Below are 12,022 nucleotides of genomic sequence, written 5' to 3' on the forward strand. Positions count from 1 at the left end.
GGTGACGGGGGGCGAGGGTCGGGCGGTCAGCGGCGAGTCGACCGCGAGGCGACCGGGCGGGCGCGGTCGGCTCGGGTGGCTCTTCGAGCCGCGGCTCGCGACCGTGGCCGCGGTGAGCCTCTTCATAGTCGTCCTCGCGGGGCTCGTTCAGGTGAGCTTCGGGGCATACTCGATGACGGTCGAGCAGGCGTGGCGGGCTGTCCTCGACCCGGCCGTCCTGCTCGACCCGCGGTGGTTCCTCAACTTCCTCCTCGGCGAGGAGCCGATGCGGGCGGTCACGGGGTTCCGGGGCGAGCTGCCGGAGCTCGCGCGCGAGACGCTCGTCGTCTGGAGCATCCGCCTGCCGCGAGTGCTCGTCGCCGTCGTCGTCGGGATGAACCTCGCCGTCTCCGGCGCCATCTTCCAGGCGGTGACGCGCAACGAACTCGCGAGCCCGTTCATCCTCGGCGTCTCCTCGGGCGCCGGGCTGACCATCCTGCTCACGCTCGTCGTGTTCGGCGGGCTCTCGGCGTTCCTCCCGCTGATCGCGGCGCTCGGCGGATCGGTCGCGTTCCTGATCGTCTACGCTATCGCGTGGAAGAACGGGACGAGCCCGGTCCGGCTCGTGCTCGCGGGCGTCATCGTCGGGACCGTCTTCAACAGCCTCCAGACGGGGCTGTTCTTTTTCGCCGACGACATCGGCGTCGTCCAGTCGGCGATCCAGTGGACGACGGGGTCGCTGACGGGGACCGACTGGGAGCAGGTCCGGACCGCGCTCCCGTGGACGCTCGTGGCGGTCGTGCTGTCGCTCGTCGGCTCGCGGCAGCTGAACCTCCTCCTCCTCGGCGAGCAGACGGCGAAGTCGCTGGGGATGTCGATCGAGCGGGTCCGGTTCGCGCTCTCCGGCGTCGCCGTGCTGGCGGCCGCCGCCAGCATCGCGGTGGCGGGGATCGTGAGCTTCGTCGGCCTCATCGTCCCGCACGTGGTCCGGAATCTCGTCGGCAGCGATTACAAGCGGGTGATCGTCGGCTGCCTGTTCGTCGGCCCGGCGCTGATGGTCGGCGCCGACGTCGGCGCGCGCCTCGGGGTGAGCGTCCTAACCGGCGCGGACGCACAGATCCCGGTGGGGATCGTCACCGGACTGGTCGGCGGCCCGTACTTCCTGTACCTGATGCGGCGGCGGCAGAACGTGGGTGAGCTCTGAGTGTCCATATTCCGTGCGAACGCGACCGAACCGGAGGGATCGAGCGGCAAGACCGAAACGCGCGGCGCGAACGGCCCGCGCGACGGGACCGGACAGACAGGGGCCGGTGACGCGACCGGACCGACCGGAGCCGGCGACGCGACCGACGCGAGCGACCTCAACGCCGAGGACCTCGTGGTGGGCTACCCGACCGCCCCGGAGCCGGTGATCGACGGCGAGTCGATCGCGGCCGAGCCGGGCGCGGTGACGGCGCTCGTCGGGCCGAACGGCTCCGGGAAGAGCACCCTCCTGAAGGGGTTGGCGGACCAGATAGCGCCCGACGACGGCTCGGTCCTGCTCGACGGGCGCGACGTCCAGTCGATGGACGCGAAGCCGCTCGCGAAGCGGCTCGGGCTGCTCTCGCAGGAGCGCACGTCGCCCGAGAGCATCACCGTCGAGGACCTCGTGTACCACGGTCGCTACCCGCACCGGGGGTTCTTCGAGCGGACGACCGAGGAGGACGCTCGCGCGGTCGAGCGCGCAATCGACCTGACGGGCTGCGGCCACCTGCGCGACCGCGAGGTTGGGAGCCTGAGCGGCGGGCAGCGGCAGTTGGCGTGGATCGCGATGGCGTTGGCGCAGGACACCGACGTGCTCCTCTTAGACGAGCCGACGACGTTCCTCGACCTTCACCACCAGATGGAGGTGATGGAGGTAATCGAGACGCTCCGCGACGAGAGCGATGTCACCGTGGTCGTCGTCCTCCACGACATCGAGCAGGCCGCGCGGCTCGCCGACCGCGTGGTCGCGCTCAAGGGCGGGGAAGTCCGGGCGCGCGGCCCGCCGGAGGAAATCGTCACGGAGGACCTGCTCTCCGAGGTGTTCCGCGTCGACGCCGACGTGGTCGACACCGACCGCGGGCCGCGAGTCACGCCGATCCGCGCGCGCCACGAAGAGTGACCGGAACCGGTGCGGGGGAGCGACACGGTTTTAGGTCGCCCTAAAGATCGGAACGGTTAAATTGGTTTAGGCTAGCCTAAAAGTATGCGCAGAAGCGACGAGGCAGTCGACGGACACACCCGGAGAGCGTTCGCGAAGTACGGCGGGACGGTCGCCCTCGGCGGACTACTCGCCGGCTGTGCCGGCGGCGGCGCGGAGTCCGATCCGTCGGGGTCCGACGGCGGCGACGAGAGTTACGCCGCGTCGATCTCGCCGACCGGCGAGGTGACGTTCGAGTCGCCGCCCGAGACGGTGTTCACGCGGCTCACTCACCACGCGGGCATGGCGTTCGCCCTCGGACGGAGCGACGGGCTCACCGCGATGCACGCGCCGGACTACTACGACGGGCTCTGGAACCAGTTCGTCGAGCGGCTCCCCGGCGTCTCGCTCGACTGGTCGGGGCTCTACTCCTCGTGGCAGCCCGACAAGGAGAAGCTGTACGAACTCGACAGCGACGTCCACCTCGCCGACCCGGCGTGGATCACCCGGCAGGACGCGTGGAGCCGCGAGGACGTCGACGAGATCGCCGAGCGCGTCTCGCCGTGGTTCGGCAACTCCCTCTCCGACCGCCACCAGGAGCCGACGGGCGAGTGGGCCGACGGGTACCAGTACTACGGCCTCTGGGAGCAGTTCGAAATCGTCGCGGAGGCGTTCCGCGAGCGCGAGCGCTACGAGGCGCTCGCGGCCGTCCGCGAGGAGCTCCTCGCGACGATCGACGATGGGCTCCCGCCGGAGTCGGAGCGCCCGACCGCGATCATGGTCGCGGCCGCCGACATCGAGCAGATCTACGCGTACACGCTGAGCAACCCCGGCTTCCTCACGTCGCACACGCGCCCGCTCGGGCCGCGCGACGCCTTCGGAGGAAGCGTCGAGTCCGGCACGGTCGTCGACTTCGAGACGATACTAGAAGCCGACCCCGACGTGATCCTCTACCTCGGCGGCTTCGAGCCCGGAACCGACATGGCCGGGCGGCGGGCCGCCTTCGAGGAGGACCCCGTCGGCTCGGAGGTCACCGCGGTGAAGAACGACCGGATCCACCCGCAGGGCGCGCGGTATCAGGGACCGATCCTGAACCTCTTCCAGCTGGAGATGACCGCGAAGCAGCTGTACCCCGACGCGTTCGGCGCGTGGCCCCGCTACGAGGAGGGCCCGTACCCGGAGATCCCCGAAGGCGAGCGGCTGTTCGACCGGCAACGGGTGGCCGACGCGATCAACGGAGAGCTGTAGATGCGCGCCCGCGAGTGGACCGTCGCGGCGACGTGCGGCGACCCGACCGACTACGACGTGCCCGCGCTGCCGACGTGGCGCGTCGAGCGCGGCGAGTGCGGCGGGATCGCGTTCGCGGCGACCGACCGCGACGAGCCCTTCATCGCCGCGGAGCGGCCGGCCCGAGTTCGCCGATGACCGCGGGATCGTCGGCCGCTCCGGCGCGCCCGATCGACGCCTCGGCCCGCTCGGGTCGCGTCGGGGACGCGACCCGCGACCGAAGGCCGTATCTCGTCGCGGCGGCGTCAACGGGTATGGACTCGAACCGCGATCGGACCGGCGACGCCTTCGGACGTGGACGGGTGATCGAGCGATGACGGCGGGCGCGACCGGAGCGGCCGAGGGCCCGGACGGCCCGACCGACGAGCGCCCGCGCGAGCGCGACGCGGTCGTCGTCGGCGGCGGCGTCGCCGGGCTCTCTGCGGCCGTGTACACCGCTCGGCAGGGGCTCGACACGCTCGTCGTCGACCCGGGCGAGTCGATCCTCCGGCGGAACGCGCGCCTAGAGAACTTCCCCGGCTTCCCGCTCGGCGTCGACCCGCGCCGCCTGCTGGACCTGCTCGGCGAGCAGGCGGAGACCGCCGGCGCGGACCGGCTCGACGCCCGGGTCACGCGGGTCTCGCTCGCCGACGGGGACCCCGACGCGGCCGACGCCGGAAACGCGGCGAACGGCGCCCGCTTCGCCGTGACCACCGACGAGGGCGACCGGATCGGTGCCCGACGGGTCGTCGCGGCGACGAAGAACGAGGTGGGGTATCTGACGGAGTTCGACGGCGTCGATATCGTCGACCGCGGGAAGGCGTACGTCGACGCCGACGAGCGCGGGCGGACCGGCGTCGACGGGCTGTACGCCGCGGGACGGCTCGCCCGCAAACCCCACCAGGCGGCGGTGTGCGCGGGCCACGGCGCGGAGGTCGCCGTGACGCTGTTGGAGGAGTCCGACGAGCCGTTCTACCACGACTGGGTCGCGCCGGAGGGGTACTTCACCGACCGCGACCGCGACGTGCCGCCGGGCTGCGAGGAGATCGCCGCCGCCGAGCGCGAGGCGCGGGAGTCGGCCGCGCTCGACGCGACCCGCGACCGGTTCGCCGAGCCACACCCCGACCCGCAGGAGACGCACCCGAGCCTGGAGGACTGACCGCACGCGACCACCCACCCAACCGTGATCGGAACCACGCTACTCGACATCGCGGACCACATCGAATCGCTCGCGGGCGAGGACGGCGAGTTCTCGCTCGTCTGCGCGCGGTACGGCGACCGGCCGGTCCCGGCCGCGGGGCTGCGCTTCGAGGGCCGCGAGACAGCCCGCGCGGCGGCCCGGGCGACGGAGCAGTACCGCGACACGCTCCGTCGGTACGACCCCGAACTCCCCTTCTACGACGTGATCGTCAGACAGGAGTTCGCGGAGCCGACGACCGGGACGGCGACCGGGGACCCGGGCCTCGACCGATTTGTCCCCGACCTCGACGTCGGCGCGGCCGACGAGCTGACCGACCGCGTGGTGGAGGCCGTCGACGACCGTCCCGCCGAGGGCGACCGCGACGCCGAGGGCAGCGACGGGAGCGCCCTCGATGGCGACGCGGATCCGCACCCCGACGCACCGACCCGGTCCGGACCGCCCGGACAGGGCCCGCGCCGCGACCGCGTCGAGTTCTGTCACGCCGCGGCGGCGGCGGCGTTCGAAGCGCTTTCCGCGGCGGGCCACGACCGCGTCGAGTCGGCGGTGATGGACGCGTACTTCGCGTTCGCGGAACGGCTCTCCGACCCCGACGACCTCTGTCTCTGCCTGCTCGAAGCGACGGCGATAGCGCTCGACCGCCACCTCGATCCGGAGGCGCAGGCGACGGTGCTGTCCGCGGCCGCCGAGCGCCTCCCGGACCCCGGGCCGACGCCGGCCGCGGACCCGGTCGCGGCCGCGTTCGACCGGCTCGCGGCGGTCGGCCTCGTCGACGACTACGAGCGCGTCGGCGGCTCCGAACGCGCCGACGGCCCCGACCGGGCCGCCGAGGCCGATCGTGGCGCGACCGTCCGCGTCTCCGGGTACGCGCTGTCTCCGACGGACGGCCGCGTCCCGACGCTGCCGGTGGCGCTGGAGGTGTGCCGCCGCGACCCGCGCGGTCGGCTCGCCGGCGTGGCGCTGCTCGGGGGCGGCGGCGACGCGACCGGTTCAGACTGCTGGTTCAGGGTCGATCCGGACGCTCCCTCCCTCGACGGCGGCCCGTCGAGCTCGTCGGTTCCCTCGGAGAGCTGACCGCCGCCGGGAGGACGCGTCGCTCCGCCGCGTGTTCCGGATCTCCGCGTCTCGGGGTCCGCGTCCCGGCCCTCCGGAACCCCGCGTCGCCGCCCTACTCCTCGTCCGACTCGATCCGGACGAGGTCCGCCTCGACGTCCTCGACGAACGCGCCCTGTCCCCCGACGGTGACCTCGCCGTCGTCGGTCTCGACGACGAGCGAGTGCTCGACCGGGAACTCGTTGTTCCTCGGCTCCACCATCCCCTGTTTCGTCTCGACGACGCGGCCGACGATCTCGGCCGCCTCGTCGTCGTCGGTCCACCGCCCCCCGACGGTCACCCGCGGCGGGTCGCCGGCGCGGAGCCGCAGGGTCGCCTGGAGGACGGTGTGTCTGAAGTCGGTGTACTCGACCGGGAGCGGCGCCGGCTCGGCGACGGCCATCTCGGTCGCGGCGGGCCAGTAGTTCCCGAGGAAGGAGCCGACGATCACGGGCGCGAGCTGCTCCTGGGCGAAGGCGATGGCCTGTCGGTCGGTGGTCGACTGCCGGAGGAGCTCGGGCGGGGAGACGACACCGGCCGCGGAGTCGACCGTGAGCAGCGTCGGCATCGCCTCGCTCCACGTCCGGGCGACGTTCGCGACGCCCGACAGCGCGGGGTCGTCCGCGTCGAGGCTCGCGTCGGCATCGGAGACGACGAGCAGGACGAGGACGCCGCGGTCGACCGCGTCGGCGAGCGCCTCGCGCACCTCGGGGAGCTGCTTCGCGGTGATCGAGAGCGTCACCTCGCTTTCGGCGTCCGCGAGCAGCGACCGGATCCGCTTGATTACCGTGACCCGCGATTTGATCACCTCGAACTGCTCGGCCTGGCGCTCCACGCGGGAGTACCGCTCCGCGAGCCCGGGTCGCATCGCGTCCACGTCCGACCGGAGCCGGTCTATCACCTCGTCCGGCGGGTTCGCCCGGATCGTCGTCGGCACGACGTGGTCGTTCACCTCGACGAAGCCGCGCTCCGCTAGCGACTCGCTCACGCTGTAGACGTACCGCTTCGAGACGCCCGCCGCGTCGGCGACGGTGCTCGCCTTCGCCTCGCCGTGTTCGAGCAGACTGAGATAGGTGTCGACCTCCTTATCAGAGAGTCCGAAGCGACGGAGGAGGTCGGTCAGCGTCCGGTCGTCCATACGCACGCCTCTGGCGAGCGACACTTATAGGAGTCGGTACCGGGCGGCTTCGCCGCTCCGCGACGGCGGCGACGGTGACGGCGACCGGTCACCGGAGCACGGCGGCGACGGCGACCGGTCACCGGAGCACGGCGGCGGCGTCGACCGCGACCCGGACCCCGGCATCGCCGTCGCCGCCGCCGTCGCGGTCCACCGCGCTTCCGTCGCCGAGCAGGTCCGTCTCGACCCCGTCGGGGACGGCGACGGTCGCCGGCTCCGTCGCGAAGTTGACGACGACGAGCAGGGGATCGGCCTCGCTCCCATCTCCCCCCGCCGGCGTCCGCTCGTACGCGGTCACCCGCTCCGCGTCCCCTTCGACGACGCGCACGTCGGCCGCGCGACCCTCGAACGTCACGTCGCCGTCGCGGAGGAGCGGTTCGGCCCCGCGCAGCGCGACCAGCCGCCGGTGGAAGTCGGTGAGATCGTTGTCGCCGTCGTGCCACCGGATCGGCCCGCGGTACGTCTCGTTGCCGCGCTCCTGCCCGGCGTAGATCATCGGCGCCCCCGGCAGGGTGAACGTCACCGCGGCGGCGGCGCGGAGCGCGTCGCGACCGTACTCCGCGAGGTAGCGGTCCTCGTCGTGGTTCTCGACGTACCGCATCTGCGAGCGGCCGTCGTCGAAGCCGAGCCACTCGCCGCGCGCGAGGGCGGCCTCGACCGCGTCGGCCGGCTCCTCGCCCGCGCCGACCGCGCGGAGCGTCTCGTACAGCGAGGTGTCGTAGTGGCGGTGGAACTCCCCCTCGCCGTAGAAGGGGTCGTGGGGCAGCGTCTCGTCGAGGAGCAGCGTGTCGTCCGGCACGCGGTCTGCCACCTCCTTCCAGAAGCCGTGCGGGACGCCCCACGCCACGTCGGCGCGGAAGCCGTCGACGACGCCGGCCCACTCGTCGACCACGTCGAGGAGCCACCCGCGGACCGCCGGGCTGTCGAAGTTGAGGTTCGGGATGCGGCCCCACTCGAAGTAGTAGTCGGGCGCGTCGCCGTCGCCAAGTTCGGCCCAGTCGATCCCGGTCACGTCGGCGGCCGCGTCGGTCCGGCGGTAGTGGTCCGCGTACGCGCCGACGCCGGCCGAGTGGAGCTGGAAAGCGGGGTGGTCGCGGGAGGTGTGGTTGATCACTAGATCGAAGACGACCCGGATGCCGGCGTCGTGGCAGGCGTCGACGAGCGACTCGAACGACTCGCGCGAGCCGAGGTCCGCGGCGGTGTCGTAGTAGTCGGTGACGTGGTAGCCGTGGTCCGTCGGCGAGGCGAGGACGGGCGTGAGCCAGAGCGCGTCGACGCCGAGGTGGTCGAGGTACTCGACTCGGCGCTCGATCTCCGCGAACGTCGTCGGCAGCGTGTCGCCCGCGAACGACCGCACGAACACCTCGTAGATCGTCGGGGACTCGGCCCACTCGGGCGTCGGGTTCGGGTCGGCGACCGCGACCGACGCGGCCGTCGCCTCCGCAGCGTCTCCGTCGCTCGCGTCCGTCTCCACCCGCACCGTCTCCGCAGCCCCGTACCGCTCACCGTGCGGGGCCGCGCGGATCCGGACCGAGTCCGGGAGCTCGTCGAGCGGGACCGAGAGCGTCCGGCCGTCGGCGCGCGACTCGATCGCCGCCACCGTCTCCGGGTCGGCGTCGCGGTCGTCGACGAGGAACGTCACGTCGAGGGCGTCCGGATCGCCGGCGCGCTCCACGTCGTCGACGGCGGGCGCGGGCTCGATCTCGGCCGTCAGGCGGAGCCGGTCACTTTCCGCGGGGCCGTCGCCCTCGACGACGGCCGCGTCGAGCGATATCCGCGGTCGCCCGGGGCCAGAGACCTCGCAGTCGCCGTGGTACGCCGCCGAGCGGTCGCCGTCGGGGACGAAGCCGAAGCCGTGGCGTCCGGGCGGGACCCGCACCGTCGCGACCCACTCGTCGCCGTCGCGCTCGGCCCGGTCGAGCCCGAGTCGGTTCTCGTTGTGGGGCCACAGCAGGGAGACGCGGTCGACCTCGTCGTCGCCGTCCGTCGGGATGTCGGCGGCCGGGACGCGGATCTCCGTCTCCCGTCGCTCGTCCGGGAAGGCCCGGACGCGCTGTCGGTGCGTCCCGTCGGGCGCGTCGAGCGCGAGGACGTACGTGCCGGGAGCGTCGGGCGCGAGGTGGACGACCGGGTCGTCGTCGCGGCTCGTCTCGCCCGCGCGGAACACCGCGGTCGAGGGCGCCGAACCCGCTGCCGTCGCCGTGCTCGGCGGGCCGGTCGCGTCCGGGTCCGGGCCGTCTCCAGCGGAGAGCGCGCTGTCGGCGGGCGCGTCGCGGACGCGCCAGCGGTACGTGCCGTCGGCGTCCGGGGACCGCGCCGCCAGCTCGACGGACTCGCCGACGCTCGTCGTTCGCGGGGGGCCGGGTTCGTACACGACCCGCCTGTCGGCGCGGCGCGATTTGAGGGTTTCCGTTCGGCAAACGCGTGAACAATAATTACACCAAAGCTTCATACGCAGCGGCGGCGTGTGTTCGCGTAATGCAGCTTCGCGACGCGCTCGACGACTACAAGCGCCACGCCGGCGACGGGACGCGCTTCCCCGGCGAGCGGCGCACCGTCTCCGGCCGGTTTTCGGGCGGGGACGGTCGACTCGTCCACGTCGGCGACGACGGCGAACTCCGCGACTTCGGCTACCCGCTGACCGGTCGGACCGGGCTCGTTCGGTCCCGGATCGGGCTCGCCGTCGGCGACGAGGTCACGTGGCTCGACGAGGCCGACACGACGCAGCGGTACGTCGGCGACACCGCGCTGGTCGAGACGGTCCACGAGACGCCGCGCGCGACGGTCACCCGCCACGACGTGACGCTCGGCGACGCGCACCTCACGCGGGCCGCGGTCGAGTTCGACGGCGCGAGCAGCGGGGACGACGGCGCGGAAGACGGGGGCGACGACGGGGCCGCCGTCGACCCCGCGGACGCGTCGCTCGTCGTCTACGCCCGCTTCGCGCCGGACGGCCGCGACGACCGCGTGGGGCAGCTCCGCTACGACGACGCCGTCGAGGTGTACCACGCCGACGAACACGACTTCCTCGCGAGCGCGACCGGCTTCGCCGACCTCCGCGGCCAGCTCCCGACCACGTTCCCCGAGCTGCTCGCCGACGACCCGACCGAGCTCCCGCGCGACCGCGACGGCGACCGGTACGAGGAGGAGCGCCTCTCCGGCGAGGTGATCGCCGACGTGCCGTTCGACGACGGGGTCGCGACGGTCGCCACGCTCCTGACGGACCGCGCGGAGACCGACCGCGAGGCAGCCCGCGAGCGCCTCGACGCGCTGTTCGCCGACCACGACGACGTCGACGCGCTCGCGGACGCGGCCGCGGACGCGCTCCCAGCCGTCCCCGAGTCGGCTCCCGCCCGCGAGTCGGTCGTCGCGGACCTCCGGGTCCTCTCGCTGCTCTCCGCGCCGTCCGGGCTCCGGATCGCGGGCCCCGACTTCGACCCGTACTACGAGCACTCCGGCGGCTACGGCTACACGTGGTTCCGCGACGACGCGGAGATATCCGGCTTCCTGCTCGGGGCCGCCGACGCGGTCGACCTCGACCTCGACGACTGGCACGCGCGGTCCGCCGAAATGTACGTTGCCACCCAACGGCCCGACGGCTCGTGGCCCCACCGGGTGTGGCCCCGCGACGGCGCGCTCGCCCCCGGGTGGGCGAACGCTCGCATCGAGGACGGGCCGGACGTGGACTATCAGGCCGATCAGACCGGGAGCGTCGTCGCGTACCTCGCGCGGGCCCGCGAGGCGGGCGTCGACGTCGAGGGGCTCGACTCGACCCTCGTCGCCGCGCTCGCTGGGCTCGACCGCACGCTCGAACCGGACGGCCGCCCGGTCGTCTGTCAGAACGCGTGGGAGGACTCCGCGGGCCGGTTCGCCCACACCGCCGCGACGTTCCTCGAGGCGTACAGCGAGCTCGGCCGCCACGGCGCGGGGCTCGCGGTCGACGCGCTCGACGACCCCGACGCCGTCCCCGGCGCGGCGTCGCTCCCGGACGACCTCGCCGCGCACGCCCGCGACCGGGCCCGCGAGGTGTACGACGCGCTCGACGACCTCTGGGTCCCCGAGCGCGGCTGCTACGCCGTCCGCGAGACGCTCGACGGCGGGATCGACGACCGGCTCGACTCGGCGACGCTCGGACTCGCGGCCGCGCACCGCTCCTTCGACGCGCTCGGCGCGGCGGGCGACGGGTCCGGAGCCGGCGGCGCGGTCGACGAGGAGCGCCTCGACCGACTGGTCTCGCACGTCGAGACGGTCGTCGACGGCCTCTCCCACGAGACCGACGACATCGCCGGCCTGATCCGGTACGAGGGCGACGGCTGGCGGCGGGCCGACCAGCTCTCGGAGAAGGTGTGGACGGTCTCGACCGCGTGGGGCGCGAACGCCTGCGCGGAGCTCGCCGCGCTGCTCGCGGCGCACGACGACCCGCGCGCCGCGGAGATGACGGCCCGGGCCCGCGACCTGCTCGCGCACGTCTCGCCCGGCGGGTCGCTCTGTGAGCCGACGACGTACCTCCCCGAGCAGTACTTCGACGACGGGACGCCCGACAGCGCGACGCCGCTCGGCTGGCCGCACGCGATCCGACTGGCCACGGTGGCGCTGCTCGACGACGAACTGCCGCAGTTCGCCGACGCTGCGACCGCGGACGACTGACCGAACCCCGGCGACTATTTACACATCAGACCTGCGGAGCGGCGCGCGCCGCCGAGCGGCCGCCACCGGCGGCCGCGAGGTGCGCGTGCGAGGGAGTCAGTCGCCGGAGCGAAGCGGAGGCGACTGACGAGGCTGGGGAGGCGTGAGGTGCGGTCGCTGTGCGGGGCGGAGCTTTGGAGGTCGCCTCCGTCGGTCGTCAACTCACGACTGCTATGCGATCGGCTGAGGCTCCGGGGTGATCGCAGTCGCTCCGCTGACAGCGGGTTATAAATAAAAACACAAGGACGACGAAAGCCGCTTATCGCCAGTCGTCACGCGGCACGCAGTCCTCCTCCCGGACCGTGATCCACCGGGTGGTCCGCTCGTCCGGGTCGACGTCCCGCTCGAAGAACGTCACCTCGCCGCCGCCGTCGCCGTCGTCGGTCCGTTTACAGACGAGTTCCGGCGACCCGTCGCGAACACGTGCGGATGACGTGGACGTGGACATACGTTACGCTTGGTT

Annotated in this window: 10 protein-coding genes; 7 read left to right on the forward strand and 3 right to left on the reverse strand. The window is 73.1% G+C overall.

Annotated features, from left to right (window positions below):
* The first annotated feature begins 1 nt into the window (after window position 1).
* The 6 genes from EXE52_RS14430 (at window position 2) to EXE52_RS14450 (ending at window position 5,678) form a co-directional block, all read left to right on the forward strand.
* Window positions 2-1,183, forward strand: a complete 1,182-nt coding sequence (locus EXE52_RS14430; protein ID WP_137703835.1) for an iron ABC transporter permease — start codon at window positions 2-4, stop codon at window positions 1,181-1,183.
* The gene (locus EXE52_RS14435; RefSeq protein WP_089307965.1) at window positions 1,184-2,122 is read left to right on the forward strand and encodes an ABC transporter ATP-binding protein; all 939 of its coding nucleotides are present in this window, start codon (window positions 1,184-1,186) and stop codon (window positions 2,120-2,122) included.
* Window positions 2,123-2,206: 84 nt separating this feature from the next.
* Window positions 2,207-3,388 carry an ABC transporter substrate-binding protein gene (locus tag EXE52_RS14440; RefSeq protein ID WP_049932380.1) on the forward strand — a complete coding sequence of 394 codons (1,182 nt, stop codon included), beginning with the start codon at window positions 2,207-2,209 and terminating at the stop codon, window positions 3,386-3,388.
* Window positions 3,389-3,565 carry a hypothetical protein gene (locus tag EXE52_RS18570; protein ID WP_167373066.1) on the forward strand — a complete coding sequence of 59 codons (177 nt, stop codon included), beginning with the start codon at window positions 3,389-3,391 and terminating at the stop codon, window positions 3,563-3,565. It begins immediately after the preceding gene.
* Between the two features lie 175 nt (window positions 3,566-3,740).
* The gene (locus tag EXE52_RS14445) at window positions 3,741-4,565 is read left to right on the forward strand and encodes an FAD-dependent oxidoreductase (protein ID WP_089307967.1); all 825 of its coding nucleotides are present in this window, start codon (window positions 3,741-3,743) and stop codon (window positions 4,563-4,565) included.
* A 24-nt stretch (window positions 4,566-4,589) separates the two neighbouring features.
* The gene (locus EXE52_RS14450) at window positions 4,590-5,678 is read left to right on the forward strand and encodes a hypothetical protein (RefSeq protein WP_089307968.1); all 1,089 of its coding nucleotides are present in this window, start codon (window positions 4,590-4,592) and stop codon (window positions 5,676-5,678) included.
* Window positions 5,679-5,772: 94 nt separating this feature from the next.
* Here EXE52_RS14450 and EXE52_RS14455 read toward each other — a convergent pair whose 3' ends face one another.
* Both EXE52_RS14455 and EXE52_RS14460 read right to left on the reverse strand, forming a co-directional pair.
* Window positions 5,773-6,834 carry a TrmB family transcriptional regulator sugar-binding domain-containing protein gene (locus EXE52_RS14455; protein WP_089307969.1) on the reverse strand — a complete coding sequence of 354 codons (1,062 nt, stop codon included), beginning with the start codon at window positions 6,832-6,834 and terminating at the stop codon, window positions 5,773-5,775.
* Window positions 6,835-6,952: 118 nt separating this feature from the next.
* On the reverse strand, window positions 6,953-9,247 hold the full coding sequence (locus EXE52_RS14460) for an alpha-amylase family glycosyl hydrolase (protein WP_089307970.1): 2,295 nt from the start codon (window positions 9,245-9,247) through the stop codon (window positions 6,953-6,955).
* Window positions 9,248-9,351: 104 nt separating this feature from the next.
* On the opposite strand from EXE52_RS14460, the gene EXE52_RS14465 reads away from it, so the two are divergent.
* Window positions 9,352-11,520 carry a glucan 1,4-alpha-glucosidase gene (locus tag EXE52_RS14465; RefSeq protein ID WP_089307971.1) on the forward strand — a complete coding sequence of 723 codons (2,169 nt, stop codon included), beginning with the start codon at window positions 9,352-9,354 and terminating at the stop codon, window positions 11,518-11,520.
* A 298-nt stretch (window positions 11,521-11,818) separates the two neighbouring features.
* Here the strand turns inward: EXE52_RS14465 and EXE52_RS14470 are convergent, their stop codons facing one another.
* Window positions 11,819-12,007, reverse strand: coding sequence for a hypothetical protein (locus tag EXE52_RS14470; protein ID WP_049932369.1), 189 nt, complete (start codon window positions 12,005-12,007; stop codon window positions 11,819-11,821).
* Between the last annotated feature and the right edge of the window lie 15 nt (window positions 12,008-12,022).

Origin of the sequence: Halorubrum sp. CGM4_25_10-8A, from assembly GCF_005435025.1 — an archaeon.
GTDB classification, from domain to species: Archaea; Halobacteriota; Halobacteria; order Halobacteriales; family Haloferacaceae; genus Halorubrum; species Halorubrum ezzemoulense.

Excerpts from the sequence above, each read along its gene's own strand:
- EXE52_RS14440 (WP_049932380.1), top strand. The coding sequence starts at position 2,207 with ATGCGCAGAAGCGACGAGGCAGTCGACGGACACACCCGGAGAGCGTTC.
- EXE52_RS18570 (WP_167373066.1), top strand. The coding sequence starts at position 3,389 with ATGCGCGCCCGCGAGTGGACCGTCGCGGCGACGTGCGGCGACCCGACC.
- EXE52_RS14445 (WP_089307967.1), top strand. The coding sequence starts at position 3,741 with ATGACGGCGGGCGCGACCGGAGCGGCCGAGGGCCCGGACGGCCCGACC.
- EXE52_RS14455 (WP_089307969.1), bottom strand. The coding sequence starts at position 6,834 with ATGGACGACCGGACGCTGACCGACCTCCTCCGTCGCTTCGGACTCTCT.
- EXE52_RS14465 (WP_089307971.1), top strand. The coding sequence starts at position 9,352 with ATGCAGCTTCGCGACGCGCTCGACGACTACAAGCGCCACGCCGGCGAC.
- EXE52_RS14470 (WP_049932369.1), bottom strand. The coding sequence starts at position 12,007 with ATGTCCACGTCCACGTCATCCGCACGTGTTCGCGACGGGTCGCCGGAA.